The organism is Mesorhizobium waimense, from assembly GCF_003601975.1.
GTDB lineage: Bacteria > Pseudomonadota > Alphaproteobacteria > Rhizobiales > Rhizobiaceae > Mesorhizobium > Mesorhizobium waimense.
On the sequence record NZ_QZWZ01000009.1, the window covers coordinates 15,103 to 40,817 of the forward strand.

The window sequence follows — 25,715 nt, forward strand, 5'->3', positions numbered from 1 at the left end:
CAAACCGTGGCGGCCTGCCCGAAATACGACAGTGCCAAATAGACCGGAACCAAATATGAAACGTCTCGAACTCGCCATCGAATCGATCATTTCTCGCCACGCGCTGGCTGCTGGTCGTGTTCTATATCGGGCTAGGCCTGGCACTTGCCATCTATGCCCTGTCCTTCGGCAAGAAACTCTACGAGTTCGTCACCGTGGCGTTCACGCTTGGTGACACCGACACCATCCTCAAGATGCTCGGCCTGATCGACGCAGCACTTGTCGCTTCGCTGTTGGTGATGGTGATCATCTCGGGCTACGAGAACTTCGTCAGCCGTTTCGACGAGAATGACGGCGAGGTGCACTGGCTGGGCACGATCGATTCGGTTCGCTGAAGGTCAAGGTCGCCTCGACCATCGTCGCCATCTCGTCCATCCACTTGCTGCAGGTCTTCCTGAACTCGGTCTCCTATACGACCGATCAGTTGATGTGGCTGACGATCATCCACCTCGCCTTCGTGCTGTCGGCCTTCATGCTGGCCTACATCGACCGGCTGATGGGTCTGGGCAAGGCTGCGAAGGGCGGGGCGGATTGACGCCTATAGGCAAAGCGACAGCAGCGCCGTCCCGCTAGTAAATCCTTTTGATGCTCGTTGCAGAATTCGCGAACACGTCGTCGGGGACAAAAAAGTCGCCGGCGAGCGGTCCGGTCGCTCCTGGCGAATAGACGGAAAAATCGCTGACGCCTTCGGTGCGCAGCACCTCCTCGTCGATGTAGAAATTGCCGGTCGCCTCGCGCGACGGCCGCATGAAGATCGCATGCGCGGCATCGGCCATGATGTCGGGCGAACGGCTCATGGCCACCACAGTGGCACCGCCGAGCAGATTGCGCACCGCCGCCGTGTCGATGGTCGAGATCGGCCACAGCGAGTTGACGGCGATGCCGTCCCTAGCGAACTCCGCGCTCATGCCCAGCGTGCACATCGACATGCCGAACTTGGCCATCGTGTAGGCGACGTGGTTCTTGAACCATTTGGCCTTCATGTCGAGCGGCGGCGCCAGATTCAGGATGTGAGGATTTTTAGCCAACTTCAGGTGCGGAATGCACATTTTGGAGACCAGGAAGGTGCCGCGCGTGTTGATCTGGTGCATCAGATCGTAGCGCTTCATGTCGGTCTCAAGCGTGCCGGTGAGCTGGATGGCGCTGGCATTGTTGACGCAGATGTCGATGCCGCCGAACTTTTCGACCGTTTTGGCGACAGCTTCGGCGACTTGCGCTTCCTCCCGAATGTCGCACAAGACGGGCAGCCCCTTGCCGCCCGCCTGCTCGATCTCCTCGACCGCCGTATAGATCGTGCCCGGCAGCTTGGGGTGCGGCTCGGCGGTCTTGGCGGCGATCGTCACATTGGCACCGTCACGCGCCGCGCGCAGCGCGATCGCCAGCCCAATGCCGCGCGACCCGCCGGAGATGAACAGCGTCTTTCCCTTGAGCGACATTTTTCCACCTCCCTTTTAGCACGACAGGTGCGAACCTTTGCGCGGCAGGCAACCGCAGCGCAAGAGCCGAAAGCATGCAAAGCTGGTTACGCTGCGTAGGGTCGGAAACTGGTGAAGCCGGACCAGGGTCTGTTGCGATTCAGGTCAGGCCGAGTCGAAACAACGGGTTCCGAGTACCGGAGCGGAGCGTACTTTTGGGTACGCGAGCACCGGAAGCGCGAAGCTGCTGTTTGCAGACCGGCGTCACCTGAATATCGATAGACCCTAAACGAGCACCAAGCCCTGCCGCATGGCGATAGCGATCGCATCGGTACGGTTGGCAGCGCCGAGCTTGATCAGGATCGCGGCGACGTGGAACTTCGCCGTGTGCACGGAAATATTCAGCCGCCTGGCAATCACCTTGTTGGGCGCGCCTTCGGCGAGCAGCGCCAACACTTCCGCCTCGCGCGGCGACAGCGCCGGCCGGCCGACTTTGTCATCTGCCGGTTCCTCGTCGAACAGATCGCCGTCATGGAAAGCGAAATCGTCGTGCCGGTCGGGCAAGGCACGGCCTCCCCCCGAAATCCGGTAGCCCGCCGCCACCAGCCGCACGGCAGCGGCAATCAGCAGGTCGTCGGCCATCACCGGCAGCACGGCAAGCAGGTTGTCGGTCAGCGGCCTTTGGGTGGTCCCGCGGGACAGCAGCACCCGAGGTGTCGCGAGGTCGATACCTTCCAGACCGCCCTCATCGACGATGGCCATATCCGCCGCCTGGCTGGAGTTGCTGCCGGCCATGACCGGCTGCAGGTCACCGGCAGCGGCAAGGGTCGCGCACAGCCGTTCGGCGCGCGCGGCATCGCCAAGCGCGATCAGCACCGTCAACCGGTGGCCCGCCAGTTCGCTCCTCGCGATGATATGGCTTGCGCTGTCCGCCATCCGTCCTCTCAGCTCAGCGGCTTCTCGCCGATGGTCACGGCGACATCGCGCTGCTCGCCGCCGCGCACGACGCCGAGCGTCACCGAGGCGCCGGCGCTGTCCGGCCCGAGCTTGCGGATCAGATCGCGCGGCCCATGCACGGCCTCGCCGTTCCACGCCACGATGATGTCACCAACATAGAGGCCGGCGGCCTTGGCCGGACCGCTGTCGTCGAGGCTCATCACCATCGCGCCATGCGTGTCGCTGTTGTGAACCGGATGTAGGCCCGCGCCGAGATAGCCGCGCGCGACATGGCCTTTTTCGCGCAGCGTCACAACTGCCCGTTCGATCGTCTCGTAGGGCATGACCAGCGCCCGCCGTCGCGGCCCGAACAGAAGCATGCCGATCAGCCCGCCCTTGGCGTCGAGCACCGGGCCGCCCTCGAAGCGGCCGCCGGCATTGACGGCGAGATTGATGCGCCGGTCGATCGCGCCGCCGCGCATCGAGCGCCAGGCCGGGCCGACCTCGCCGACCGTTCCGAACACGGCAAGCGCCCCGCCGTCGCTGTTGCCGACGGTGATGGCCAGATTGCCCGGCCGCACGCCATCGGCCTTGGTCAGCGGCGCGGTGTTGACCGCTTCGGCCGGTTTCAGCAGGGCGACGCCGGTCGAAGGGTCGCGGCCGACCAGTTCGGCCTTCACCGTCTCGCCCGAAGCCAGCGTCAGCTCGATCTCCTCACCCGCCTCCACGGCCTCCTCGGCGGTAACGAAATAGCCGTCACGCCAGTGGAAGGCGCTCACCGTGCGATGGTGATGCGTGGCAAGGCTCGCCATGGCCGGCGCCGCAGTGGCCGCGACATCGGCGACGGCGTCGGAAAACGCGCTCAGATTGAAGTCGCTCATGATTGGTCTCCTGGGTTTCTCATGTCCCAGATATCGCTGCCTTGTGCGAAGGTTGGTACTCGCCTGACGGCTAGTTGCCGGTGTGACTGGCCATCTGGTCAGGTCGCGGCCGAACAGGCCGCTCCGCACATATAGTCATCCTTATGCCTTATGACACGGAGCCCCAGAAAATGGCCCTACCCGCCCAGAAACTGCAACCCGACGACACGCTACTCGATGCCTACTCGGCGACCGTTGCCGACGCTGTCGACCGCATCGGTCCGGCCGTCTGCCGCATCGAGCGCATCGCTGGCGCCGGCGGCCATGGCTCCGGCTTCGTCATCGCGCAGGACGGGCTGGTCGTCACCAATTTCCATGTCGTCGGCGACGCGAAAACAGTGCGCGTGTCGATGCCGGACGGCGCCTCGCGCGAAGGCCGCGTGCTCGGCCGCGACCCTGACACCGACATCGCGCTGGTGCGCTCCGACGGCAGCTTTGCCGATGTCGCGCCACTTGGCGATTCCAAGCGTCTGCGACGCGGCCAGATCGCCATTGCCATCGGCAATCCGCTCGGCTTCGAATGGACCGTCACGTCAGGCGTCGTCTCGGCGCTCGGCCGCTCGATGCGCGCCTCCACCGGCCGGCTGATCGACGACGTCATCCAGACCGACGCGGCATTGAACCCCGGCAATTCCGGCGGACCGCTGGTGTCGTCGGCCGGCGAGGTGATCGGCGTCAACACCGCCATGATCCACGGCGCACAGGGCATCGCCTTCGCGGTTGCCTCCAATACCGCCAATTTCGTCATCTCCGAACTCATCCGCTTCGGCCGCGTGCGCCGCGCCTTCATCGGCGTCTCCGCCGACACCACCAATCTGCCGCGCCGGGCAGCCCTTCTGTCGCAAGTGTCGAGCAATACGGCCGTACGCCTGCGCAGCGTCGAGAAGAACGGCCCGGCGGCGAAGGCCGGCCTGAAGGAAGGTGACATCATCGCCGCCATCGACGGCCGTCCGATCACCGGCGTCGACGATCTCGTGCGCATGCTCGACGCCGAGCGCATCGGCCGCGAGACGCTATGCACCTTGGTGCGGCGGACCGGCATCAGCCAGGTGACGGTGACACCGGTGGCAAGGGCAAGTTGAGGCCCTTCGTTTCTCCGCCTAGGCTGCCGGCCCTTCGACAAATTGTGCCTGAAACTCCGGGCTGAGCGGGATCGGCTTGATCACGTCGATCAGCACGCCGTTGGGGTCCTTGGTGATGAAATGGCGCTGGCCGAAGGGCTCGTCGCGCAGGCTGCACAGGATCGGCAGGCCGGCGGCAAGGATCCGCTCATAGACCGCGTCCGGGTCCCTGACCTCGAAATTGATCAGCAGGCCCGACGTCCGCCCCCGCCCCTCCTCGGGGATCGTCTCGTGGTCGCCCTGGACGATTCCGAGATTGACGCGGCGATCTTCGGCCGACTGCAGATGCACATACCAGTCACTTTCGAACAATGGTTTGAAGCTGAAGTGCTTCATATAGAAGGCTTTCGTGCCAGCCACGTCGCCCGTCATCAGCACCGGATAATAGCTCGTCGTCTTCATCTTTCCTTCTCCCGTCAGATAACATACAGTCTGCATGTAAATTTCAATAACATACAGGCTGCATGTATGCAACGTGAAACCGCGCGCCGCTCCAATCGTGATCGCACCGAAACGACGCGCGCCGATCTGATCGCCGCGGCGCGAAAACTGTTCATTGAAAAGCCCTATGCCGAGACCGGTACGCCCGAGATCGTTGCGGCCGCCGGTGTCACCCGCGGCGCGCTCTACCACCATTTTGCCGACAAGCAGGCGCTGTTCGCCGCCGTGGTCGAGCAGGAGGCGGAGGCCGTCGCGGCAGAGGTAGATCGCGCTTCACCGCCCTCGCTGTTTGCCCGCGACGCGCTGATCGCCGGGTCGGACGCCTATCTCGCCGCCATGCGCACGCCTGGCCGCACGCGGCTGCTGCTGCTCGACGGGCCGGCCGTGCTCGGCCGCGCCGGCATGGACGAGATCGACAACCGGCATGGCAACCGCTCGCTGCGCGAAGGCCTTGTCGCGGCAATGCGTGCGCAGACGATGACGAAATTACCCGCGGACGCGCTGACCGCGCTGCTTGCCGCCGCCTTCGACCGTGCGGCTCTTGCCATCGAGGCCGGGGGCTCGATCGAAGACCATCGTGGCGTGCTTGTAGCGCTTATCGATGGATTGTCTCCCGCTCGTCGTCCGGCACCTGGCCCGGCTCGAACTCGTTGAAGCAGCCGAGCTGGCGTTTGAACTGGTCGATCAGCCAAGCCGCCGCCGGTTTCGGACTGCGGTCGGCCCGGTGCATAGCATAGAGTGGCGAACGCACCTCGCTGAACGGCTCCAGATCGATTTCCACCAGCCGTCCGCTCGCCAGATCGTCGGCAATCAGCCAGCGCGGCAGCCCGCCCCAGCCCAGCCCCTCGCGCATCAGCATATGCTTGGTGCGCAAGTCCGTCAGCCGCCAGGTGCGGTAGGCAAAGACGCCAAAGTCGCGCCCCTTGGTGCGCTCGGACTGGTCGGTGACGACGAGCTGGATGTGTTCGCGCGCATCCTCGATCGCCACCGGCTTCGGCAGCAGCGCCAGCGGGTGGCTGGGCGCGGCAGCCAGCACTATCGACATGAAGCCGATGCGCACAAGGTGGACGTCGACCTCGCCCAGCAGGCCGCCAACACCGAGATCGGCCTGCCCGCTGACGACATGATCGGGGATCAGGCCGAGCGTGCCGATATGCAGGCGCAGCATCACGGTCGGAAACTGCGCCTCGAACGCCTTCAGCACCCGCACCAGCACCGGTGAGGGCAGCGCCGCATCGACCGACAGCGCGACTTCCGCCTCCAGCCCCTGATGGTGGCCGTCGACGCGCGAGCGGATGCGCTCTAGCACACCGGTCATGCGCCGCGCATCCTCCAGCATCGCCCGGCCGATCTCGGTCAGTTGCGGCTCGCGCGTACCCTCGCGCTCGAACAGTTTCAGACCGAGCTGCGCCTCGAGATTGGCGATGCCATAGCTGATGACGGACTGCGCCCGGTTGAGCTTGCGGCCGGCGGCCGAGAAACTGCCGGTTTCGGCGACCGTCACAAAAATCTGAAGTTGGTCGAGTGTCGGATTGGGCTGCATCGCGCCATATCCAATTTATAGATGGATCATATAGAAAATATACCAGTTTTTCGAATGGGTCGATAGTCCCATATCTGGCGGGACAAGTTCACTTCAACTGGAGACACCGCCATGTCCATTCTTCTTGTTACGTCTAGCCCGCGCGGCGCCGCCTCGCACTCGACCCGCATCGCCACCGAATTCGCCGAGAAGCTCGTCGCCGCCGATCCGTCGAACACGCTGGTGGTGCGCGACCTCGTCGCCAACCCGCTGCCGCACATCGATGCCGACTACTCGACCGGCATCTATACGCCGGTTGAATCCCGCACCCCGCGCCAGGCCGAAGTCGTCGGCGTTTCCGACGCCGTGCTAGACGAGCTGTTTGCCGCCGACACGGTGATCCTGGCCACCGGCTTCATCAACTTCAACATCTCCTCGACGCTGAAGTCCTGGGTCGATCACGTCGCCCGCTCCGGCAAGAGCTTTGCCTATGGCGAGAACGGCCCCAAGGGTCTCGTTACCGGCAAGAAGGTCTATATCGTGCTGGCTTCGGGCGGCATCTATTCCGAGGGTGCGGCCGTACAGTTCGACCACGCCATCCCCTATCTGCGCAGCGTGCTCGGCTTCATCGGTATGACCGATGTCGACGTCATCCGCATCGAAGGCGTCGCCATGGGCGCCGATGCGGCGACCGCGGCTCTCGCCAAGGCAACCGCCAAGGTCGACGCGGTGGTGGCCGCGACCGCAGGCGAGCGCGTCGCCGCGTAACCCACGCGCCATCCTTGGTCGAAAACAAAAGGCAGACGCCAGCACGGCGCCTGCCTTTTGGCCACAGATCTCGGCTTCCTGCTGCACAAGCATCCCGATCGTCTGCATGAGACCGACCTGGCCTTCGGCAAGGCGTGGCTGCTCTATCCCGAGGCGACGGAAGAGCGTTGCGAGGCTGCACTTCTCCTCGATGTCGACCCGATCGGGCTCGTCCGGGGCAAGGGTCAGGCAGAAGGCCTGCTGGACCAGTATGTAAACGACCGGCCCTATGCGGCATCGTCCTTCCTCTAGGTTGCCCTCAACAAAACACTGCGGACCGCGATGACCGGCATATCGAAGGAGCGCCAGGAACTGGCCTCCAGCGACCTGCCGCTGGAGGCCGTGGTAACGCCGCTGCCGATGCGTGGCGGTGAGGTTCTGGTTCGCAGCCTCGAGGCGCTGAAGCGGTTTGTCGCAAAGGAACCGCTGCGGCGGATACACGAATGTGTCTTCGGCGTGCTGGCACTGGAGAGCGAGCCGATCGACCCAAGGCTGTAGCGACGGTCTACCCGAACATCCTCTCGCCCTGTTCGTCGACCAGTTGGATGCCCTTCTTGATCGAGATGTCGACGGCGTCGTCGAGCCCGGCGAAGCGGTCGGCACGGATGAATTTGTGCTCCTTCATGACGCCGTCGACTTCCTTCGAAACCACGCCGCAGGTCTGGTACTGGCCTTCAGCCTTGTAGGGCGTGGCGCTGATCAGGAAGCCCTTGTGCTCGATCTGCTTTGCCGGCGCAGCGCTCTTTGGCTCGTCCGCCTCACCGCCGCCACCGCCGAAAAGTCGTTTTAGAAAAGACATGGTTCAAATCTCCACTTTCACCCCGGCGCCATGGCATCGCCGGCGCCGACCGTCACGATTCACGACGGTGCTGTCCCAGCATGATCGAATGTCCCGCCGCGTTCCAGCCCCTTGATGAAGACGGCGACCAGCAGCTCGACCTGCTCCCAGGTTTCATCGGCCTGCCTGCCGGCGGAATTGGCTGCATAGCCGCTGGTGACGATGCCATGCACGCTTGACCACAAGGTCCGGGCGGCGATCCGCAGCCGGGTTTCGTCGAGGCCGAAGCTGCCGTCGGCAAGCACCCTTGCGATGATCTGCAGCAAGGCGCTGAGCCGCGCCTCATAGGCATCCGGCTCAGCATGCGGCAGCTGACGCCGATTGAAGGCGAGCAAGGCCGGCCAGCTCGCTGGATGCGCTGCCACGAACCCAGCATAGGCGCGCGCCAGCGCCAGCAGGCGTTGGCGCGTATCGGTCACGCCGGCTTTCTGCAGCTCTGCCATTGCCGAGGCGCCGGCTTCGCCCAGCCGACCGAGCAACCGCATGTTCACCGCGCGGTGCAGATCGTCGATGTCGCGGAACAGATTGTAGATGGAGCCGACCGCGATCCCGGCCTGCGTGGCGATGGTCCTGGCCTTGAGGTTCTCCGCCCCGCCCGCCTCGATCAGATCCTCAGCGATGGCTATGACACGCTCGCTCATCTCTTCCTTGTCCAGTGCCAAACCCGTTCTCCGTAAAACCCGTCAACCCGCGCGCCAAGGCTGCTCTTGTTTACCATGATCCGGCATCCATGAACAGCGTTCAAAATTCTCCTTGAACACTGTTCATTTTCTGTTATGGTGCATTTGTGAACACCGTTCATAACCGGAGGAACGAAAAAATGCTTAGTCTTATCAGGACATTGCTGGACGGCGCGAGCGCCAAGGCCGAGGACAGGCTGAAAGACCAGTTCGCTGTCGATCTTCTCGCCCAGCGCATCCGCGATGCCGAAGCCGGCCTCGCTTCGGCCAAGCAGACACTCGCCTCGCTGATCGTGCGTCAGCGGGCCGAACAGGCCAGCCTCGACCAGCTCGACCGCCGCATCGCCGATCTGGAGGAGCGCACCCGCAGCGCCCTTGCCGCTGGCAACGAGCCCCTCGCCCGCGATGGCGCCGGCGCCATCGCCGAATTGGAGAACGAACGCGAGGTCCGCCGCGCCACCGTGCGCAGCCTGGTGGAAAAGACCTTGCGCATGCGCATGTCGCTGGAACAGGCGCACCGGCGCATCGTCGACCTCAACCAGGGCATGATCTCGGCCCGCGCCATCGACGCGGAACAGAAGGCGCAGCGCCGGCTGAACCGGTCCATCGGTCGGACGGCAAGCCTCAACGAGGCCGAGGCGCTGCTGGCGCGCATCAGGGAGCGCAGCGATCCGTTCGAGGAAGCGAGCATTCTCGATGAGATCGACGCCGGTCTCAGCCAGGAAGCCATTCGCAGCAGGCTGGAGGATGCCGGTCACGGCCCCTCGACCAAGGTGCGCGCACAAGATGTGCTCGACCGTCTGAAATCCACCCACTGATCCACGAAAACCGATTCCTCAACAACACCCGATTCCTCACCAACCAAACGGAGAAAGATTATGAACGCCAATCAGACCTACATCATGTTCAACAGCATATCGGTCGGCGCCGCCTACTTCATGCTCGGCCTGTCGTTGTGGCTGGCCCCAGTCGACCTGTCGACCAAAGGCTACTGGGGCATGGGCATCCTGCTCCTCACCGGCAGCCTGGTGAACCTGGTCAAATACCGCACCGACGAGCGCCTTTCGGCCGAAATGACCGCCAAGATCGAAAAGGCGCGCAATGAAAAGCTGATCAGCGAATATGTCGGCAAGGAATAGCGACCGGTATTGCCCAGTAACGAAAAAAGCCCGGATCGTCCGGGCTTTTTTGTCTGGAGTGCGAAGCGGCTTCAGCGGCGCGACAGCGCTTCCAGTGCTTCGGCGGTGTTTTCCAGGATGCTCATCGCCTGGGCCTGCTTCTCTTCAGGCGCATCGACAATGTCGCTGAGCGCGGCGCGCAGTCGGTGGCGTACGGCGCGGAACGCATCGCGCTTTTCGTGGCGGCCACGCCGGCCGCCCTCCTCGCCGTCGTCGTTCCAGCCGAACCAGTCGCGCGCCTTGGCCATCTTGCGGCCGAAACGCTCGAGATGGTCGAGCACATGGTCGATCATCTCGCGGTTCTCCTCGAGATGCGCCTGCCCGGCCTCGGTGATCGAAAACACCTTCTTGTTGCCTTCCGCCGATGAGGTGGCATAGCCGGCCTCTTCCAGGAAGGTCAGCGTCGGATAGACCACACCCGGGCTCGGGCTATAGACGCCGCTGGTGCGCTCTTCCAGCGCCTTGATGATGTCGTAGCCGTGGCGCGGCGCCTCGGCCAGTAGCGACAGCGTGATCAGCTTGAGATCGCCGTCGGCCAGCATGCGCCCGGCGCGGAACATGTCCCCCGGTCCGCCGCGGCCGCCGCCACGACCACCGTGGCCGAATGGGCCGAAGCCGCCGCCACGACCACCACCGAATTTGCCGGCCATATGCATGAATGCGCGCAAGGGATGCTCGCCAAATTGATGATGTCTGGGCATAATTTACTCCTTGAGTTATGTCTTACGATATATCTTAATTAAGTGCACGCCTCCACCGAGTCAAGATATATCTTACGATGTATCTGAAAACGGCACCAGCCGGATTGATTTCACCGGGAGCGGCGGCTAGAAGGCGGTCGAGGGTCGACGACCGCTCCGTAAGCGTCTGACGTCAAGCAACGCATCCATCCCCGGTCTTTCCGGGCAGTTGCGCCGAAAACCGGCGAACGGATGCCAATGCGACGGACCGGACACTTCAAGGAAAATCCAGAAATGACCATGAAAATCCCGCGCAGGAAGCTGCCTGCGCGCTACGCCGCTGTCGTCAGCCCGCTGGTGCTGTCGCTGCTGATGACCTTCATCGTCTCGCTGATTTCGACGCTGAAGAGCCTTGGCTTCCATCCCGACCTGCCGGCCATCTGGCTGACGGCGTGGGGTCTGTCCTGGCTGGTGGCGTTTCCGACACTGCTGCTGGTGCTGCCGGTGGTGCGCCGCATCGTCGGCTGGCTGTGCGAGCCCGCGGCCAGATAACCGACAGCGGCAAGGCCGGGAGACAATCCGGGCCGTTCCTCCTACGCAAGTATGCCGACCTTGTCGGCAAGGCGCAGGCTACCAGCGGCCCTTGCGCCGGTTCCAGGCATAGAGGAGGTCGGCGAAACGGTCATAGGCGAACCGCGTCAGCGGCAGGAGAACCGGATTGCCGAACAGAGCCGCCAGCCAGCCCTCGCCCGGCGTCGCCTGCCAGACGGCAATCGCGACATCGGCGCCGACCAGCAATCTACCGTCGGCGTCGGTAGCATGCAGCCGACGGCGGATATCTTCCAGCGACGCCCCATACCCGGCAAGCGCCGCCGGCTCGAGATTGATGTCGCGGAATTCGATCCGGCCTGACTTGACCGCTTCGATCAGCCGCCGTTTCTGCCTGGCAATGCCGGCATCGCAGACAGGGCAGCGTGTGTTGTACCAGACGGTGAGCATGGCCCCGGCATTCGGTTGGTAACGCAAGCGAAGGACCACGGACGAACAGGCGCCGTCAAGACGGCGCCCGTTTGGCTGCGCGCGAAAGAAAATGTTCCGGACTTGTCGGTCCGAACCCTTCCGCCATGGCGCCTATCCGAGCGAGGAGATGATCTCGCGATAGGCGAATTCCGGGAAGGCCTTCAGTGTCCGCGTCTTGACGTTGCCGCCGGTCGCCAGCATCAGCGCGAAACGGGCGAGCACCGCGTCATCGGGGGCTTCGACCACCGCCACCATGTCGCACTCACCCATGGTAAGATAAAACGACTTGAACGATCCGCCCATGTCTCCCAACAGCTTCTTGGCGGCGTCGAGCCGCTTCGGCGAGTCGCGCACATTCTTTGCGCCCTGCTCCGTCCAGTTGATAAGCACGATGTAAGTCGTCATGGCACACCTCCCTCCGGGCCACGGAGCACGGCGGCAGGTCGTGACCTCCGCCGGGGCGGGCATCCGGGTTATCGCCCAGAACATGCATCCGACCTGGGAAGTATCCTCCCGACGGAGATGGGCGACAAGAGCCGTCACGCCGGCAACAAAAAGGGCGCCATCGGCGCCCTTCGAGAAATATGTCGTTGCTGCCGGTGTCAGCTGTCCAGGAAGCTGCGCAGCTTCCGGCTCCGGCTCGGGTGCTTGAGCTTGCGCAGCGCCTTGGCTTCGATCTGGCGGATACGCTCGCGGGTGACCGAGAACTGCTGGCCGACTTCCTCCAGCGTGTGGTCGGTGTTCATGCCGATGCCGAAGCGCATGCGCAGAACACGCTCCTCGCGCGGCGTCAGCGAGGCCAGCACGCGCGTGGTCGTCTCGCGCAGATTGGCCTGGATCGCCGCGTCGATCGGCAGGATCGCCATCTTGTCCTCGATGAAATCGCCGAGATGCGAATCCTCCTCGTCGCCGACCGGCGTTTCGAGCGAGATCGGCTCCTTGGCGATCTTCAGCACCTTGCGCACTTTTTCCAGCGGCATGGCAAGCTTTTCGGCCAGTTCCTCAGGCGTCGGCTCGCGGCCGATCTCGTGCAGCATCTGGCGCGAGGTGCGCACGATCTTGTTGATCGTCTCGATCATGTGCACCGGGATGCGGATGGTGCGCGCCTGGTCGGCGATCGAACGGGTGATTGCCTGCCGGATCCACCATGTCGCGTAGGTCGAGAACTTGTAGCCGCGGCGGTACTCGAATTTGTCGACCGCCTTCATCAGGCCGATATTGCCTTCCTGGATCAGGTCGAGGAACTGCAGGCCGCGATTGGTGTACTTCTTGGCGATGGAGATGACGAGGCGCAAATTGGCCTCGACCATTTCCTTCTTGGCGATCGCCGCTTCGCGTTCGCCCTTCTGCACCTGGTTGACGATCTTGCGGAATTCCAGGATCGAGATCGCCGTTTCGGTGGCCAGATGCTGGATTTCGGCGCGCAGGTCGCGGATGGCGTCCTTCTCGTTCTTGGTGAATTCCTTCCAGCCGCGCGACGTCAAATTGGCGATCGAGCGCGTCCAGTTCGGGTCGAGCTCCGAGCCCTGGTACTCCTTGAGGAATTCCTCGCGGCGCACGCCATAGCTTTCGGCGAGCCGCAAAAGCTTGCCTTCGTTCTGCACCAGCCGCTTGTTGATGTCGTAGAGCTGCTCGACCAGCGCCTCGATGCGCGCCGTGTTGAGCGACAGCGACTTCACCGCCTTGATCAGCTGGTCCTTCAGCTCCTTCAGCCGGCGGTCCTGGCTGGGCGACAGCGTGCCGGCCGCGGCCAGCCGGTTCTCGACCTGCTGGTCCTGCAGCTTCCTCAGCTTCTTGTAGGTGTCGGCGATGACGTCGAGCGTCTCCATCACCTGCGGACGCAGTTCCGCTTCCATCGCCGCCAGCGACAGGCTCACCTCGTCCTCGTCTTCCTCATCGTCGTCCGTCAGGCCGCGGGTGTCGCCGCCGACATTGGTGATGTCGTCCTCGTCCTCACGGCTGGCGCGGCGCGGCTTGTCCTCGACCTTGGGGGCTTCCTCGATGCGCTCGACAACCGGCGCCTGCTTGGCCTCCGGCCCGGCATAGGTGGCTTCCAGATCGATGATCTCGCGCAGCAGGATCTTCGATTCGTTGAGCTCGTCGCGCCAGATGATGATGGCCTGGAAGGTCAGCGGGCTTTCGCACAGGCCCGCGATCATCGTCTCGCGGCCGGCCTCGATGCGCTTGGCAATAGCGATTTCGCCCTCGCGCGACAAAAGCTCGACCGAGCCCATCTCGCGCAGATACATGCGAACCGGATCGTCGGTGCGATCGGTGGGCTCCTTCTTGGTGGTGGTGGCGGCAACCGCCGTGCCGGTCTGCTCGGCCAGTTCGTTGGCGTCTTCCTCGGCGTCTGCCGCGGTGTCGCCAGTCTCGGCTTCCTCGCCCTGCTCATCATCCTCGACGACATTGATGCCCATGTCGGACAACATCGCCATCGTGTCCTCGATCTGCTCGGAGGTCACTTCCTCCGAGGGCAGCACCGAATTCAACTCGTCCATGGTGACATAGCCGCGCTTCTTGGCGGCCTTGATCATCTTCTTGACAGCATCGTCGGAAAGGTCGAGCAGAGGGCCATCGGTGGCGCCTTCACGTTCGGTCTCGACCTCTTCCTTTTCCTTTGTCGCCATTCTTTATCGTCTCCAAGCGGCTCTGCATCGAGCCGCGTAAGCTGCCGGGCCGGTCAAATCGGATGCGCTCGCTTCAAACGCACGTCACCGGGCCAGTAACCGCATCTCTCGTTAAGTCCAGATTAACCCTGGTATCTGTGGCAGGCGTGCCGCCTGTCCAGTGACCAGTACCTCACATCGCTCGTTTCCCGTCGACGCCGGGCACGGGTTAACGTTTCGAATCGTCCTGATTCCGCCATTCTGCCAGAAGGTCAAGCGCCTCTCGCATGATTCGCATGAAAAAAGCGAATCAATTACCCGACTTAGGGGCGTCGAAACGACGCGCGACGCATTTCCACTTCATTCTTGGCGCAGGTTTCCACCTATGCGCGACCAGCCCTGCCCGAGGACACGCCGAACCCTTCGATCAGCGCTTCCGTTGCTTGCACATCGTTGAATTGCGCCTGAATCTCGATCAGATGCCGGAAGTTTTCGTCCGAAGGATCCTGATCGAGCGCTGCCTGCGCCTGTTTCAGCTCTCTATGTAAGGTGCGCGCGCTGCGCTGCAAGTGCAGCGCTTGGTTGAAGGCGTCGCGGGCATCCTCAAGGGCGGCGGTTTCCAGCGCCGGCCATTGCCGCGCGCGCTTGATCAGCGCAACCGCGCGTTCCCAGATATCGCCGCAGCCAGCCCGTTCGACGGTGGCGATCACCGCCTTGCGGTCGTTGGCCATGTCATGCGCCATCGCGTCGAGGATGGCGGCGTGCAGCCGCTTCAGGTCGGTGTTGGCGAGATCGAGGAATTCGACATGGGCAAAATTCTCATCGATCAGCGCCGGATGGTTGATCAGCGCCACGATGATCGTCGCCTCGCGCACCGACATGCCCTCGGCACCGCGCTTGACCAGCGCCGAACGTCCCAGGCTTTCGGTGATCGCGGTGCGTCCGCCGGCATTGCCGCCGCGCGCGAACTGCCCGCCGGGTGCGGGCGTCTTGCCCTGCCCCGGTTTCCAGTCCTGACGACCTTGCCGGGCACTGCGCTGCGAGCCGAAGAAACTCAGCACCCGCTCGCGCATTTCCTGTTGGTAGTGATAGCGCAGGCTCTCGTCGCGGATGCGGCTGGTCAGTTCGCGCAGCGTCTTTTCCAGTTCCGCCCGCCGTTCCGGCGTGTCGAAGACGCCGCCCGACGTCTCGCGCATCCACAACAGGTCGGCAAGCGGCCGCGCGTCAGCCAGCACGGCACGGAACGCATCCGGCCCCTCGGCCTTGACCAGATCGTCGGGATCCTTGCCTTCGGGCAACAGCGCAAAACGCGCCGAGCGCCCCGGCTGGACCGCCGGCAGCGCCAGGTCGGCGGCGCGCCATGCCGCCTTCAGCCCGGCCTGGTCACCGTCAAAGCACAGCACCGGCTCGCCGGCCATGCGCCACAGAAGCTCGAGCTGGTTTTCGGTGAGCGCCGTGCCGAGCGGCGCCACGGCATTCTCGAAGCCGGCCTGCGCCAGCGCGATCACGTCCATATAGCCTTCGACGGCAATGACCGTGCCGCCCTTGGCCAGCGCCTTGCGGGCCCGGGCGAAATTGTAGAGCACATTGCCCTTGTGGAAGAGCTCCGTGTCGGGCGAATTCATGTATTTGGCCAGCGCATCCGGCGCCAGCGCCCGCCCGCCAAACGCGATGATCTTGCCGCGCGAGTCCGGGATCGGGAACATGATGCGGTCACGGAACCAGTCGTAGGAGACCGGGATGTCATCGCCATGGCGCACCAGCCCGCAGGCCTCGATATCGGCTTTTGGAACGCCCCTGGCGGCAAGATGCTCCTTCAACGCGTTGCGGCTGTCCGGCGCATAGCCGAGGCGGAACGACTGCTGTGTCGCCGATGTCAGCCCGCGCTCGCGCAGATAGGCGCGGGCTTTTGCGCCTTCCGGTCCCTGCAGCCGCTCCTGGAAGAAGGTGGTCGCCATCTCCATGACGTCGGTCAGGCTGGCGCGTTCCTTTTCGCGCCGTTCTTCCTGTTCGTCGCGCACCGGCATCGGCACGCCGGCCATGTCGGCGATCTTCTCGACCGCTTCGGGAAAGCTTATCCCGTCGAGTTCGGTCAGGAACTTGAAGTGATCGCCCGAAACCGAACAGCCGAAACAATGGTAGCGGCCCTTCTTGTCCTCGCAGTGGAAGGACGGGCTCTTCTCACCATGGAACGGGCAGCAGGCCCAGTAGTCGCCGCGCGACGCGTTGGTCTTCTTCCTGTCCCACGCGACGCGCTGGCCGATCACCGAGGAAATCGGCACGCGGTCGCGGATCTCGTCGAGAAAGGCGGGCGGAAAGCGCATCAGGCAACGGCTCGTTTGTTCTCCATATAATCACGCAGGCGGAACACGACGACTCCTAATGCCGACCGTACCCGGTTTTCACAGGGCAAAAAAGAAGGCGGCCTTGGCGGCCGCCTTCCTGCGATACTATTCGAGATAGATCAGTGCGCGGCGATGGCGCCGAAAATGATGCCGGAGAGGATACTGACCAGCACATAGTCGTTGCCGACGCGGATCCACTCCTGGCCGGGGCCTGGACGACGCAGGCCATAGCGGCCGTAGTCGCGGATCGGCTGGTGGCGCTTCCAGCTGGAATACCTCTGGCCGTTGCGCCAATGGTTCCGCTTCACCACGACCTTCTTCCTCACCACGACCTTCTTCTTCACGACATGCCTGTCGGGCTTCTGCCAGTCGACCTGGCTGTAGTTCGACTGCGGCGCGACAGGCGCGTTGAGCGGCGCGGCCTGGCCCGAGAAGGACGTGGCCGCCAGCATCGAGGCGGCGACAGCGGAAAGAACGAGACGTTTCATGACGGGTACTCCTTGGTTGTCGATGCCCAAGCAATAGGGCGCCAAGGATGAACTGAAACTGAACGTCGAGATTACGTTTCTGTAATGATTTCCAATATTTACATGATCTAATTCAACGCCACTCTTAGACTTGAATGGAAGCGGATGCGGGAGCCGGGCGGCACCGCTGTCCTGACGGCGTCCGGCCATGCAACCAATTTGCCGTCCATCCATTTCCGACACGCCCTGTCGCGCGCCAGCAGCCGGCTCAGTCAGGCGAAATTTATTATCCGGCTAAAAGCAATGAGAGTATGCTCGACCCTTACAATGCCCATGATTCGCGCCCTTCTTGACCTCATCGATGGCATGGCCCCCGCGCCGCGCGCGTCTCTTGGATTGCGAGCCCAGGCATGAGCGGTTCGATCGTCCTTTTGCACCTTGCCGGCGCGGTGGCGCTGATGCTGTTTGCCACCCGCCTGGTCAAGACGGGTGTCGAGCGCGCTTATGGCGACGTGCTGCGCCATCGGCTGCGCGCCACCATGCGCAATCCACTGATGGCGGTGCTTGCCGGCTGCGGCCTGTCGATCGCACTGCAGAGCTCCACCGCGGTCACCTTGCTTGTCGGCTCCTTCGCCGGCGCCGGCATCGTCTCCGGCATGTCCGGCCAATTGGCAGTGCGCGGCGCCGAAATCGGCTCGGCGCTGGTGGTCAAACTGCTCACCTTCGACCTGTCGCTGCTGGTACCTGTCTGCCTTGTCGCCGGCACCGTCATGTTCATGGCTACCGAGCGGCGGGACTGGCGCCAGTTCGGCCGCATCCTGATCGGCATCGGCCTCCTGATCCTGTCGCTGGAAATGATCGGCCAGGCATCGGAACCGCTGCGCCAAAGCACGCTGATGCCGGTCATCGTCAACTACTTCTCCGGCGACCTGGTGACCGCCTATCTGCTGGCGGCGCTGATCACCTGGCTATTCCATTCCTCGATCGCCGCCGTGCTTTTGATGGTCACGCTCGCCGGCCGCGGCTTCATCCCACCGGAGCTTGGCATCGTGCTGGTGCTCGGCGTCAATCTCGGCTCCTCGATCATTGCGCCGTTACTCACCCGCAACGCCGAGCCCGGCGTTCGTGTCGTGCCGATCGGCAATCTCCTGATGCGCGGCATGGGCTCGCTGGTCATGCTGATCCTGTTACTGACCTTCAAGCCAACGGTCGCCTTCCTCGGCACCAGCGTGCCCGACCAGATCGTCAACGCCCATATCCTGTTCAATGTTCTGATCCTGCTCGCCGGCCTGCCGCTCGCCGGGCTCGTCTACCGCGCGTCGGAGAAGATCGTGGCGCTTGGCGCCAAGTCGGAACCGGCCGCGCTCGACGTCATCGAATTGTCCGCTCTGAACGAGAGCGCTCTCGACACACCGAGCCAGGCGCTGGCCAATGCCACGCGCGAGGTGGTGCGGGTCTGCGAGACGGTCGAGATCATGCTGAAGCGCATCATCGAGCTCTATGAGAGCGCCGACGCCGACAAGATCAAGGCGCTGGCGGCACTCGACGATCGCGTCGACAAGAAGCATGCGGCGATAAAACTCTATCTGGCCAAGGTGACCAAGAACCCGCTCTCCGAAGACGAAGCGCTGCGCTGCCAGGAACTGATCGGCGCCTGCGTCAAACTGGAGCAGGTCGGCGACATCATCGTGCGCAACATGCTGGTGCATGTCAGGAAGAAGCTCGAGCGCGGCCTGGAGTTCACGCCCGAAGGCTGGCGCGAGCTTTGCGCCTTCCACGCCTCGGTGCTTGCCAATGCCAGGCTTGCCTTCAACGTGCTGGTGTCGCGCGATGCCGAGACAGCGCGCCAGCTTGTGCTGGAAAAGGACCGCCTGCGCGACCGCGAGAAGGAAACCAGCGCCAGCCATTTCCTGCGGCTGCGCGACGGCACCGCCAAGAGCGTCGAGACCAGTTCCATCCACCTCGACACCATCCGCGACCTCAAGCAGATCAACTCGCTGCTCGCCTCCATGGCCTACCCGGTGCTGGAGGAACGCGGCCTGCTCGGCGGCTCGCGGCTCAAGGCCGGTTAGCAAGCCGAAAAATTGCTGCCCCGATATCAACTTGGGAACAAGCTTCCGCAATCGGCGCCAAAGCGGGAAAATTAGTCTTTGCTCCTCCAGCCATCCGTCGGCTAAGCATCGGACCAGGTCCATCGGGAGGATAGGTTTGGATACCCATTCGCGCAGCTTCGCCAAGGCGCTTTCGTGGCGCGCCACCGGCACCATCGACACCATGATCATCTCGCTCGTCATCACCGGCAGCATCAAGCTTGCCGCGGCCATCGGTGCCACCGAGGTCGTCACCAAGTCGCTGCTCTATTACCTTCACGAGCGGGCATGGCTGAAGATTCCCTACGGAAGGAAGACGCCAGCTTAGCCGTCCTGCCGGCGCGTCCGGTCAAGAAAAGCTAAAGCGGCGTCGACAATTTCTGCATTGCCGGCAGCGTCCATCCGTGGTTTGAGGCCAACTCATCTTGGGGCCGCTTGCTGCGTCATGCTTCCTTTATTCGCACTGTTCATTGCCGCCTTCGCCTTCGGCACCACGGAATTTGTTATCGCCGGCGTGCTGCCGCAGGTGGCGGATGGCCTCGGCGTCTCCATTCCCACCTCGGGCTACCTCATCTCCGGCTACGCCTGCGGCATAGCGATTGGCGGCCCGCTGCTGACGCTCGCCACCAAAGGCTTTTCGCGAAAAGCCCTGCTGCTCGGCCTTTCGATAGCGTTCACCATCGGCCAGGCCGCCTGCGCGCTGGCGCCCGACTTTGCCTCGATGCTGCTTTTGCGCATTGCAGTGGCCGTGGCGCATGGCGCCTATTTCGGTGTCGCGATGGTGGTCGCGGTCGGCCTTGTCGCCGAGGACAAGCGCGGCATGGCGGTGGCGGTCATCCTGTCCGGCCTCACCGTCTCCAACGTCATCGGTGTGCCGGCCGGCACCGCGATCGGCACTCTATGGGGCTGGCGCACCACCTTCTGGGTGATGTGCGCGCTGGGCGTGGTGGCGACCTTGGCCATGCTGGCGCTTTTGCCGCGCACAGCAGGTGCATCGAACCAGCAGGCAGACTTTGCCCGCGAGGTGCGCGTGTTGGCCCGTCAGCAGGTCTGGACCTCGCTCATCCTTATGCTGATGCTGATGATCGGCCAGTTCACCCTGTTTACCTACATCACCCCGACGCTGCTTGAAGTTACCGGCCTCGACAAGAGCCTGGTGCCCTGGGTGCTTCTGCTCAATGGCGTCGGCGCCACGATCGGCGTCTTCGTCGGCGGCAAGCTCTCCGACTGGAAGCTGATGCCGTCGCTCATCACCTTGCTCTGCCTGCAAGCGGTCACGCTTGCGGTGATCTATGTCGTCAGCCCCTATCCCCTGCCGATGATCGTTGCGATCGTCATCTGGGGCGGCCTCAACTTCTCCATCGGCACACCGATCCAGACCCGCATCCTGGCCTGGACGGCGGATGCATCGAACCTCGCCTCCTCGCTCATCCCCTCCGGCTTCAATGTCGGCATTGCGCTCGCCGCGTCGCTCGGCGCCGCTATGCTCAACGCCGGTTACGGCTATCGCGCCTTGCCGGTAGTTGGCGCCATGGCCATGCTGGTGGCAGTAGCGGTGGCGCTAGCCTCCTATGTCTGGGAAGGACGCAGCCGCGCCACGCCGCCGCTGCCGGCCGCCGCCGAATAGGGCCTGCCTACAAATCGATCCGGAACCGCAGGCTTTCGGCGCCGCCATAGGCGGCATCCTCGACGAAGCGGCCGACGAGCTTGCCGCCATTGGCCAGGATCACCTTGTGCGACGCCGGATTGTGCGACTTCGCAGTGATCTCGACGAACTCAAGACCCACCGCCCTCGCCTCGTCCAGCATCAGCCGCACCGCTTCGGTCGCATAACCGCGCCGCCGCTTCCACGGCACCACGGCAAAGCCGATATGGCCAAGCACATGCGGCGGCAGCGCCGCTGTGCCGGTCTGCCAGCGAAAGCCGATCGAGCCGGCGACTTGGCCGTCCCAGATCCAGCGCCGGAAACCCGGCAGCCGCGGCACTGTCCTGCCGTCGGGCAAAGTGATCGGCGGCCCCTTGCCCTCGGGGTCATCGAGGTCGGCAAGGAAGGCCACAGGATCCTGCTCGATGGCCGCAAGCTGCTCGCGCGTGGCTTCCTCAAGCCGCACATTGTCCGGCGACCAGCCGCGTTCGAGCGCCGCCTTGTAGGACGATAGATGCTCGAGCGCGGGTTTGACGATTTCGATCATGACGACAGACTACAAACCGGGCGTCGTGTGCGGAGAACCTCCTATTGCAGCAGGCCTTTGACGATGCCGCTCGCCTTGCCGAAGTCCATCTGGCCGGCGTATTTCTGCTTGAGCGCGGCGATCACCTTGCCCATGTCCTTCTGGCTCGCCGCGCCGGTCGCCGCGATCGCTTCGCGCGCCGCCGCCGTCACCGCGGCATCGTCCAGCTGCCTCGGCAGGAAGCTGCGGATGATCTCCATCTCGCCACGCTCCTGAGCGGCAAGCTCGGGCCGCTTGCCATCTTCGAAGGCCTTGGCCGACTCTTCGCGCTGCTTCACCATCTTGGCCAGGATCTGCAGGATCTCCTCGTCGCTCGCCGGCTCCTTGCCGGTACCGCGATTGGCGATGTCGCGGTCGTGGATGGCGGCCTGGATCAGCCGCAGCGTCGGCAGCCGGTGCTTGTCCTGCGCCTTCATCGCGCTCTTCAGGGATTCGGCGATTTTTGCGCGCATGGTGCTTTCTCCTTCGAACGCGGCGGACCATAGCCCCGCCAAATGCGCAAGGCAAATCCCCGCTGGGCGGAAATCACTGATTTTGTTGGGCGAAATAATTCACTGCCGTTCGCCGAGCGGCAACATTGACCGTTTTGGCACCTTCCCCTATGTACTCGGTCCTGCATGAGACAATGAGTTGACGCTCGGAAGCCGGAGAGATCACCGCTTCGCGTCGTTTGCTGCGCCAAAAGGTCCGCCAGGCCGTTTGAGGCGCGCAGCCTGATAGGAGTGCCGCCATGGCGACGATGACCGCCCCCTGGGCCACCGAGAAGCCGACCGCCCTTTTGGTGCTGGCCGACGGCACTGTCATCGAGGGCCGCGGCCTCGGCGCCACCGGATCGGCTGTCGCCGAAGTCTGCTTCAACACGGCGCTGACCGGTTATCAAGAAATCCTCACCGACCCGTCCTATGCCGGCCAGATCGTCACCTTCACCTTCCCGCATATCGGCAATATCGGCACCAATGACGAGGACATCGAGGACCTCAACCCGGTCGCCCGCGCCGGCGCCGTCGGTGCCGTGTTCAAGGCCGATGTCACCAACCCGTCCAACTACCGCGCCGCCGGCCATCTCGACCAGTGGCTGAAGAAGCGCGGCATCGTCGCCCTGTCGGGCATCGACACGCGGGCACTCACCGCGCTGATCCGCGAGAAGGGCATGCCCAACGCCGTTATCGCGCACGCGCCCGACGGCGTCTTCGACCTCGACGATTTGAAGCGCCGCGCCGCTGCCTGGTCGGGCCTGATCGGGCTCGACCTTGCCAAGGAGGTCACGTCAGGCCAATCCTCGGTCTGGCGCGAGACGTCATGGGTCTGGAACGAAGGCTTTGGCGAACAGATCGAGCCGTCGCTGCATGTCGTCGCCATCGACTATGGCGTCAAGCGCAACATCCTGCGGCTGCTTGCGGGCCTCGGCGCCAAGGTCACCGTGGTGCCGGCCAAAACCGGCGCCGAGGAAATCCTCGCCATGCAGCCGGACGGCATCTTCCTCTCCAACGGCCCCGGCGACCCGGAAGCCACCGGCGACTACGCCGTGCCGGTGATCCAGAACCTGCTCAAGACCGACATCCCGGTGTTCGGCATCTGCCTTGGCCACCAGATGCTGGCGCTGGCGCTTGGCGGCAAGACCGCCAAGATGCATCAGGGCCATCACGGGGCCAACCATCCGGTCAAGGACCACACCACCGGCAAGGTCGAGATCGTCTCGATGAACCACGGCTTTGCCGTCGATGCCGACTCGCTGCCCGAGGGCGTCGAGGAGACCCACGTCTCGCTGTTCGACGGCTCCAACTGCGGCATCGCGCTGACCGGCCGTCCCGTGTTCTCGGTCCAGCACCACCCCGAGGCCTCGCCCGGCCCGCAGGACTCGCACTATCTGTTCCGCCGCTTCGTCAATCTGATCCGCGAAAAGCGCGGCGAGGAGCTGCTGGCCGAAAGCGCTTAAAGCCGGACGCGCCGCCTTCACTTCTCTGCGCTTCGCGAATCTCAAACCGTGTCGGTCACTGTGTCCTGCGCATGCATGCGCTCGACTTCCTTCGGCGTCGGCCTGGCCACTTTGGTGACGAACACGATGAGCGCCAGCGTGAGGAAAATCGCGCCGAGCAGATAAGGCGCGCCACCGAAGGTCACCGGTGCGTTCGACCCCGTGAACCAGGAAAAGATCCCCGTATAAAGCAGCGGCGTGATGATCGACGTGATCGAGAAGATCGAAGTCATCGCGCCCTGGAGCTCGCCTTGCGCCGAAGGCGGCACCTTGGCGGCGGCGAGGCTCCTGAGCGGCGGATCGGCCAACGCTTCGAGGCAGCCGGCGACGATCACCGCATAGATCATCCAGCCCTGCCATGCGAAGGCGTAGCCGAAGGCGCTGAGCGCGGTGAACGCAAGGCCGATGACCGCCGTCCTCCACTCGCCAAGCCTCGGGATCACGCGCGGCAGGACAGTCGCCATGATGAGCGCCCCGCACAGGCCGAAGGCGCCGAGCGAGAAGCCGATCTGCTGCTCGCTCCAGCCATAGCGGTAATTGGAGACGAACGACCACACCGCCGGGTACATCATGTGGCCGAGCGTCATCAGGAAGAAGACGAGCCCGATCCAGCCGATGCCCTGGTAGTTGCGCATCTGGATGAGCGTGCCGACCGGGTTCGCGCGTTTCCAGTCGAAGCGGCGGCGGTGCTTGTCATCGAGCGTCTCCGGCAAGAAAAACAGCGCAATCAGGAAGTTCACGAAAGCCAGCCCGGCAGCGAAGTAGAACGGCACGCGCGGCCCGAACGTGCCGAGCAATCCGCCCAGAACCGGCCCGATGACAAAGCCGACGCCGAAGGCGATGCCGAGCAGGCCGAAATTCTTCGCCCGGTTCTCATCGTTCGAGATGTCGGCGATGAAGGCGGAGGTCGTCGAATAGCTCGCGCCGGAAATACCGGCCAGCACGCGCCCGATGAACAGCATCGGGTACGACCAGGCGACGGCGCAGATCAGATTGTCGATGGAGAAGGTGAGAACTGAGGCGAGCAGGATCGGCCGCCGCCCGAACCGGTCGCTCAAGCCTCCCATGACGGGCGCGAAAACGAACTGCATCGCCGCATAGGCGAAGAGCAGCCAGCCACCCTCGATCGCGGCCTCGCTGACGCCGACGCCGGTGAGTTCCTGCAGATAGGCGGGGAGTACCGGCATGATCATGCCGAAGCCGATGATGTCGAGCAGCAGCGTGGTGAAAACGAGCGCAAGGCCCCGCTTGGCGGTTTTGGGATCGATCATGATGGCATCTCCTCGGACCGCCCCGGGGCAAAGGCGGACGCACTTTATAGGCGAGCGCCCGGCCGGGAACAATAAGGGAACAAGCCGGATGCTTCCATCCTGACATCCCCTGACGGCAATGCCGCGGTCAGATCAGCGAGAAACCCGGGCGCTTCAGATCGGATTGTTGAAGGTGTCGCAATCCGAAAGCTTGCCGCTCTTGTAGCCGCGCGCCAGCCAGGTCTGCCGCTGCTGCGAGGTGCCATGGTTGAAGCTTTCCGGCACGACATAGCCCTGCATCTTCTTCTGCAGCGTGTCGTCGCCGATCTGCTTGGCGGCGTTCAACGCCGATTCCATGTCGCCCTGTTCGAGAATGCCCTTTTGCGCGGTGAAATGCGCCCAGACGCCGGCGAAGCAGTCGGCCTGGAGTTCGACCTGCATCGACATGTGGTTGGCCTCGGCCTCACCCATGCTCTGCCGCATCTGGTTGAACTTGGGCAGGATGCCGGTGAGGTTCTGCACATGATGGCCAACCTCATGCGCGATCACATAGGCTCTGGCAAACTCTCCAGACGCGCCGAACTGCTGGTCAAGCTGCTGGAAGAAGGTCATGTCGAGATAGACCTTGTGGTCGCTGGGGCAATAGAACGGCCCGGCTGCGGACGAAGCAAAGCCGCAGGCCGAGCGGATCTGGCCGCTGAACAGGACCAGCTTGGGATCCTCGTATTTCAGGCCCTCGGCCTGGAAAATGCCGGTCCAGGTGTCTTCGGTCTCGGCCAGCACGGTCGAAACGAACTGCTTCATCTCGTCGGAAGCCGGCGCACCCGTGCCGCCGCCCTGGTCGCCGCTGTTGTCGGTGATCTGGCCGCCGCCACCCGGCGCGCCGCTGTCGCCTTCGCCCAGTATCTGCGACGGATCGAAGCCGAAATACCATCCGGCAAGGACGACCAGGATGACAATGAAGATGCTCGAACCGCCGCCGGCGCGTCCGCCGATCGGGATCCGGAACTGGCCGGGGCTGCCGCCGCCGCCCAATCCACCGCCGCCGCCGCTGCGCTGGTCCTCGACATTGTCACTCTGACGACGGCCTCTCCAGAGCATTGGCAACTCCCCGCAATGCGAATTTCCAAGGGTCAAGACGGCATCCCGAC

At 63.8% G+C, this 25,715-nt stretch carries 28 protein-coding genes and 2 pseudogenes; 13 read left to right on the top strand and 17 right to left on the bottom strand.

The features are described 5' to 3' along the window. Positions 1 to 55 precede the first annotated feature (55 nt). A pseudogene (locus D3227_RS13365) lies at positions 56 to 574 on the top strand (TIGR00645 family protein). A 34-nt stretch (positions 575 to 608) separates the two neighbouring features. Here D3227_RS13365 and D3227_RS13370 read toward each other — a convergent pair. From D3227_RS13370 to D3227_RS13380, 3 genes are all read right to left on the bottom strand, one after another. Next, on the bottom strand, positions 609 to 1,475 hold the full coding sequence (locus D3227_RS13370) for an SDR family oxidoreductase (RefSeq protein WP_120014586.1): 867 nt from the start codon (positions 1,473 to 1,475) through the stop codon (positions 609 to 611). A gap of 264 nt (positions 1,476 to 1,739) precedes the next feature. Then, complete coding sequence (locus D3227_RS13375) at positions 1,740 to 2,390, bottom strand: helix-turn-helix transcriptional regulator (protein ID WP_120014587.1); 651 nt, start codon at positions 2,388 to 2,390, stop codon at positions 1,740 to 1,742. A gap of 8 nt (positions 2,391 to 2,398) precedes the next feature. After that, positions 2,399 to 3,271, bottom strand: a complete 873-nt coding sequence (locus D3227_RS13380) for a S1C family serine protease (protein ID WP_120014588.1) — start codon at positions 3,269 to 3,271, stop codon at positions 2,399 to 2,401. 170 nt (positions 3,272 to 3,441) lie between these two features. On the opposite strand from D3227_RS13380, the gene D3227_RS13385 reads away from it, so the two are divergent. Continuing rightward, on the top strand, positions 3,442 to 4,392 hold the full coding sequence (locus D3227_RS13385; RefSeq protein ID WP_120014589.1) for a S1C family serine protease: 951 nt from the start codon (positions 3,442 to 3,444) through the stop codon (positions 4,390 to 4,392). A gap of 18 nt (positions 4,393 to 4,410) precedes the next feature. Here D3227_RS13385 and D3227_RS13390 read toward each other — a convergent pair whose 3' ends face one another. After that, a complete protein-coding gene (locus tag D3227_RS13390) occupies positions 4,411 to 4,833 on the bottom strand; it encodes a VOC family protein (protein ID WP_120014590.1) in 423 nt (140 codons plus the stop codon). 66 nt (positions 4,834 to 4,899) lie between these two features. On the opposite strand from D3227_RS13390, the gene D3227_RS13395 reads away from it, so the two are divergent. Further along, the gene (locus D3227_RS13395) at positions 4,900 to 5,526 is read left to right on the top strand and encodes a TetR/AcrR family transcriptional regulator (RefSeq protein WP_120014591.1); all 627 of its coding nucleotides are present in this window, start codon (positions 4,900 to 4,902) and stop codon (positions 5,524 to 5,526) included. Here the strand turns inward: D3227_RS13395 and D3227_RS13400 are convergent. Then, positions 5,468 to 6,415 carry a LysR family transcriptional regulator gene (locus D3227_RS13400; protein ID WP_120014592.1) on the bottom strand — a complete coding sequence of 316 codons (948 nt, stop codon included), beginning with the start codon at positions 6,413 to 6,415 and terminating at the stop codon, positions 5,468 to 5,470. The two genes, D3227_RS13395 and D3227_RS13400, sit on opposite strands and share 59 nt — an antisense overlap. Positions 6,416 to 6,526: 111 nt before the next feature. Between D3227_RS13400 and D3227_RS13405 the strand changes: the two genes are divergently transcribed. The 3 genes and pseudogenes from D3227_RS13405 (at position 6,527) to D3227_RS42660 (ending at position 7,699) form a co-directional block, all read left to right on the top strand. Further along, positions 6,527 to 7,162, top strand: coding sequence for an FMN-dependent NADH-azoreductase (locus tag D3227_RS13405; RefSeq protein ID WP_120014593.1), 636 nt, complete (start codon positions 6,527 to 6,529; stop codon positions 7,160 to 7,162). 57 nt (positions 7,163 to 7,219) lie between these two features. Continuing rightward, positions 7,220 to 7,582 (top strand): annotated as a pseudogene (locus D3227_RS13410) (3' terminal RNA ribose 2'-O-methyltransferase Hen1); the annotation flags it as partial. After that, entirely contained in the window at positions 7,562 to 7,699 is a 138-nt protein-coding gene (locus D3227_RS42660) for a hypothetical protein (RefSeq protein ID WP_245451755.1), read from the top strand. The pseudogene D3227_RS13410 and the gene D3227_RS42660, both read left to right, overlap by 21 nt. A 7-nt stretch (positions 7,700 to 7,706) precedes the next feature. Here D3227_RS42660 and D3227_RS13415 read toward each other — a convergent pair whose 3' ends face one another. Continuing rightward, positions 7,707 to 8,000, bottom strand: a complete 294-nt coding sequence (locus D3227_RS13415) for an HlyU family transcriptional regulator (protein WP_120014594.1) — start codon at positions 7,998 to 8,000, stop codon at positions 7,707 to 7,709. Between the two features lie 59 nt (positions 8,001 to 8,059). Next, on the bottom strand, positions 8,060 to 8,701 hold the full coding sequence (locus D3227_RS13420) for a TetR/AcrR family transcriptional regulator (RefSeq protein ID WP_120014595.1): 642 nt from the start codon (positions 8,699 to 8,701) through the stop codon (positions 8,060 to 8,062). A 158-nt stretch (positions 8,702 to 8,859) separates the two neighbouring features. On the opposite strand from D3227_RS13420, the gene D3227_RS13425 reads away from it, so the two are divergent. Together D3227_RS13425 and D3227_RS13430 are read left to right on the top strand one after the other, a co-directional pair. Beyond that, positions 8,860 to 9,537, top strand: a complete 678-nt coding sequence (locus D3227_RS13425) for a PspA/IM30 family protein (RefSeq protein ID WP_120014596.1) — start codon at positions 8,860 to 8,862, stop codon at positions 9,535 to 9,537. Between the two features lie 60 nt (positions 9,538 to 9,597). After that, positions 9,598 to 9,858 carry a YiaA/YiaB family inner membrane protein gene (locus D3227_RS13430; RefSeq protein ID WP_006200022.1) on the top strand — a complete coding sequence of 87 codons (261 nt, stop codon included), beginning with the start codon at positions 9,598 to 9,600 and terminating at the stop codon, positions 9,856 to 9,858. A gap of 71 nt (positions 9,859 to 9,929) precedes the next feature. On the opposite strand, the gene D3227_RS13435 is transcribed toward D3227_RS13430, so the two are convergent. Continuing rightward, positions 9,930 to 10,598, bottom strand: coding sequence for a PadR family transcriptional regulator (locus tag D3227_RS13435; RefSeq protein WP_120014597.1), 669 nt, complete (start codon positions 10,596 to 10,598; stop codon positions 9,930 to 9,932). Positions 10,599 to 10,871: 273 nt separating this feature from the next. On the opposite strand from D3227_RS13435, the gene D3227_RS13440 reads away from it, so the two are divergent. Then, positions 10,872 to 11,129 carry a DUF2798 domain-containing protein gene (locus D3227_RS13440; protein WP_120014782.1) on the top strand — a complete coding sequence of 86 codons (258 nt, stop codon included), beginning with the start codon at positions 10,872 to 10,874 and terminating at the stop codon, positions 11,127 to 11,129. A 78-nt stretch (positions 11,130 to 11,207) separates the two neighbouring features. Here D3227_RS13440 and D3227_RS13445 read toward each other — a convergent pair whose 3' ends face one another. The 5 genes from D3227_RS13445 to D3227_RS13465 all read right to left on the bottom strand — a co-directional run bounded on the left by D3227_RS13445 (position 11,208) and on the right by D3227_RS13465 (position 17,039). Then, positions 11,208 to 11,576 (bottom strand): thiol-disulfide oxidoreductase DCC family protein, encoded by a 369-nt coding sequence (locus D3227_RS13445; protein ID WP_120014598.1) that lies wholly within the window; start codon positions 11,574 to 11,576, stop codon positions 11,208 to 11,210. A gap of 132 nt (positions 11,577 to 11,708) precedes the next feature. Next, a complete protein-coding gene (locus D3227_RS13450; protein WP_120014599.1) occupies positions 11,709 to 12,002 on the bottom strand; it encodes a GYD domain-containing protein in 294 nt (97 codons plus the stop codon). Positions 12,003 to 12,199: 197 nt separating this feature from the next. Beyond that, positions 12,200 to 14,227, bottom strand: a complete 2,028-nt coding sequence (gene rpoD / locus D3227_RS13455; RefSeq protein WP_120014600.1) for an RNA polymerase sigma factor RpoD — start codon at positions 14,225 to 14,227, stop codon at positions 12,200 to 12,202. 362 nt (positions 14,228 to 14,589) lie between these two features. Next, a complete protein-coding gene (dnaG, locus tag D3227_RS13460) occupies positions 14,590 to 16,530 on the bottom strand; it encodes a DNA primase (RefSeq protein WP_120014601.1) in 1,941 nt (646 codons plus the stop codon). Between the two features lie 140 nt (positions 16,531 to 16,670). Further along, positions 16,671 to 17,039 carry an RcnB family protein gene (locus tag D3227_RS13465; protein ID WP_120014602.1) on the bottom strand — a complete coding sequence of 123 codons (369 nt, stop codon included), beginning with the start codon at positions 17,037 to 17,039 and terminating at the stop codon, positions 16,671 to 16,673. Between the two features lie 389 nt (positions 17,040 to 17,428). On the opposite strand from D3227_RS13465, the gene D3227_RS13475 reads away from it, so the two are divergent. The 3 genes from D3227_RS13475 (at position 17,429) to D3227_RS13485 (ending at position 20,735) form a co-directional block, all read left to right on the top strand. Continuing rightward, positions 17,429 to 19,090 carry a Na/Pi cotransporter family protein gene (locus D3227_RS13475; protein WP_120014604.1) on the top strand — a complete coding sequence of 554 codons (1,662 nt, stop codon included), beginning with the start codon at positions 17,429 to 17,431 and terminating at the stop codon, positions 19,088 to 19,090. A 136-nt stretch (positions 19,091 to 19,226) separates the two neighbouring features. Beyond that, positions 19,227 to 19,436, top strand: a complete 210-nt coding sequence (locus tag D3227_RS13480; RefSeq protein WP_120014605.1) for a DUF2061 domain-containing protein — start codon at positions 19,227 to 19,229, stop codon at positions 19,434 to 19,436. 117 nt (positions 19,437 to 19,553) lie between these two features. Continuing rightward, positions 19,554 to 20,735, top strand: coding sequence for an MFS transporter (locus D3227_RS13485; protein ID WP_120014606.1), 1,182 nt, complete (start codon positions 19,554 to 19,556; stop codon positions 20,733 to 20,735). A gap of 7 nt (positions 20,736 to 20,742) precedes the next feature. Here the strand turns inward: D3227_RS13485 and D3227_RS13490 are convergent, their stop codons facing one another. After that, positions 20,743 to 21,300, bottom strand: a complete 558-nt coding sequence (locus tag D3227_RS13490) for a GNAT family N-acetyltransferase (RefSeq protein WP_120014607.1) — start codon at positions 21,298 to 21,300, stop codon at positions 20,743 to 20,745. Positions 21,301 to 21,341: 41 nt separating this feature from the next. Then, positions 21,342 to 21,791 (bottom strand): GatB/YqeY domain-containing protein, encoded by a 450-nt coding sequence (locus D3227_RS13495; RefSeq protein WP_120014783.1) that lies wholly within the window; start codon positions 21,789 to 21,791, stop codon positions 21,342 to 21,344. A gap of 278 nt (positions 21,792 to 22,069) precedes the next feature. Between D3227_RS13495 and carA the strand changes: the two genes are divergently transcribed. After that, positions 22,070 to 23,275, top strand: a complete 1,206-nt coding sequence (carA, locus tag D3227_RS13500; RefSeq protein WP_120014608.1) for a glutamine-hydrolyzing carbamoyl-phosphate synthase small subunit — start codon at positions 22,070 to 22,072, stop codon at positions 23,273 to 23,275. Between the two features lie 41 nt (positions 23,276 to 23,316). Here the strand turns inward: carA and D3227_RS13505 are convergent, their stop codons facing one another. Next, positions 23,317 to 24,585 (bottom strand): TCR/Tet family MFS transporter, encoded by a 1,269-nt coding sequence (locus tag D3227_RS13505; RefSeq protein WP_120014609.1) that lies wholly within the window; start codon positions 24,583 to 24,585, stop codon positions 23,317 to 23,319. Positions 24,586 to 24,738: 153 nt separating this feature from the next. After that, positions 24,739 to 25,665 carry a KPN_02809 family neutral zinc metallopeptidase gene (ypfJ, locus tag D3227_RS13510; RefSeq protein WP_120014610.1) on the bottom strand — a complete coding sequence of 309 codons (927 nt, stop codon included), beginning with the start codon at positions 25,663 to 25,665 and terminating at the stop codon, positions 24,739 to 24,741. Between the last annotated feature and the right edge of the window lie 50 nt (positions 25,666 to 25,715).

Excerpts from the sequence above, each read along its gene's own strand:
- D3227_RS13370 (WP_120014586.1), bottom strand. The coding sequence starts at position 1,475 with ATGTCGCTCAAGGGAAAGACGCTGTTCATCTCCGGCGGGTCGCGCGGC.
- D3227_RS13375 (WP_120014587.1), bottom strand. The coding sequence starts at position 2,390 with ATGGCGGACAGCGCAAGCCATATCATCGCGAGGAGCGAACTGGCGGGC.
- D3227_RS13380 (WP_120014588.1), bottom strand. The coding sequence starts at position 3,271 with ATGAGCGACTTCAATCTGAGCGCGTTTTCCGACGCCGTCGCCGATGTC.
- D3227_RS13385 (WP_120014589.1), top strand. The coding sequence starts at position 3,442 with ATGGCCCTACCCGCCCAGAAACTGCAACCCGACGACACGCTACTCGAT.
- D3227_RS13390 (WP_120014590.1), bottom strand. The coding sequence starts at position 4,833 with ATGAAGACGACGAGCTATTATCCGGTGCTGATGACGGGCGACGTGGCT.
- D3227_RS13395 (WP_120014591.1), top strand. The coding sequence starts at position 4,900 with ATGCAACGTGAAACCGCGCGCCGCTCCAATCGTGATCGCACCGAAACG.
- D3227_RS13400 (WP_120014592.1), bottom strand. The coding sequence starts at position 6,415 with ATGCAGCCCAATCCGACACTCGACCAACTTCAGATTTTTGTGACGGTC.
- D3227_RS13405 (WP_120014593.1), top strand. The coding sequence starts at position 6,527 with ATGTCCATTCTTCTTGTTACGTCTAGCCCGCGCGGCGCCGCCTCGCAC.
- D3227_RS42660 (WP_245451755.1), top strand. The coding sequence starts at position 7,562 with ATGCGTGGCGGTGAGGTTCTGGTTCGCAGCCTCGAGGCGCTGAAGCGG.
- D3227_RS13415 (WP_120014594.1), bottom strand. The coding sequence starts at position 8,000 with ATGTCTTTTCTAAAACGACTTTTCGGCGGTGGCGGCGGTGAGGCGGAC.
- D3227_RS13425 (WP_120014596.1), top strand. The coding sequence starts at position 8,860 with ATGCTTAGTCTTATCAGGACATTGCTGGACGGCGCGAGCGCCAAGGCC.
- D3227_RS13430 (WP_006200022.1), top strand. The coding sequence starts at position 9,598 with ATGAACGCCAATCAGACCTACATCATGTTCAACAGCATATCGGTCGGC.
- D3227_RS13435 (WP_120014597.1), bottom strand. The coding sequence starts at position 10,598 with ATGCCCAGACATCATCAATTTGGCGAGCATCCCTTGCGCGCATTCATG.
- D3227_RS13440 (WP_120014782.1), top strand. The coding sequence starts at position 10,872 with ATGACCATGAAAATCCCGCGCAGGAAGCTGCCTGCGCGCTACGCCGCT.
- D3227_RS13445 (WP_120014598.1), bottom strand. The coding sequence starts at position 11,576 with ATGCTCACCGTCTGGTACAACACACGCTGCCCTGTCTGCGATGCCGGC.
- D3227_RS13450 (WP_120014599.1), bottom strand. The coding sequence starts at position 12,002 with ATGACGACTTACATCGTGCTTATCAACTGGACGGAGCAGGGCGCAAAG.
- rpoD (WP_120014600.1), bottom strand. The coding sequence starts at position 14,227 with ATGGCGACAAAGGAAAAGGAAGAGGTCGAGACCGAACGTGAAGGCGCC.
- dnaG (WP_120014601.1), bottom strand. The coding sequence starts at position 16,530 with ATGCGCTTTCCGCCCGCCTTTCTCGACGAGATCCGCGACCGCGTGCCG.
- D3227_RS13465 (WP_120014602.1), bottom strand. The coding sequence starts at position 17,039 with ATGAAACGTCTCGTTCTTTCCGCTGTCGCCGCCTCGATGCTGGCGGCC.
- D3227_RS13475 (WP_120014604.1), top strand. The coding sequence starts at position 17,429 with ATGAGCGGTTCGATCGTCCTTTTGCACCTTGCCGGCGCGGTGGCGCTG.
- D3227_RS13485 (WP_120014606.1), top strand. The coding sequence starts at position 19,554 with ATGCTTCCTTTATTCGCACTGTTCATTGCCGCCTTCGCCTTCGGCACC.
- D3227_RS13490 (WP_120014607.1), bottom strand. The coding sequence starts at position 21,300 with ATGATCGAAATCGTCAAACCCGCGCTCGAGCATCTATCGTCCTACAAG.
- D3227_RS13495 (WP_120014783.1), bottom strand. The coding sequence starts at position 21,791 with ATGCGCGCAAAAATCGCCGAATCCCTGAAGAGCGCGATGAAGGCGCAG.
- carA (WP_120014608.1), top strand. The coding sequence starts at position 22,070 with ATGGCGACGATGACCGCCCCCTGGGCCACCGAGAAGCCGACCGCCCTT.
- D3227_RS13505 (WP_120014609.1), bottom strand. The coding sequence starts at position 24,585 with ATGATCGATCCCAAAACCGCCAAGCGGGGCCTTGCGCTCGTTTTCACC.
- ypfJ (WP_120014610.1), bottom strand. The coding sequence starts at position 25,665 with ATGCTCTGGAGAGGCCGTCGTCAGAGTGACAATGTCGAGGACCAGCGC.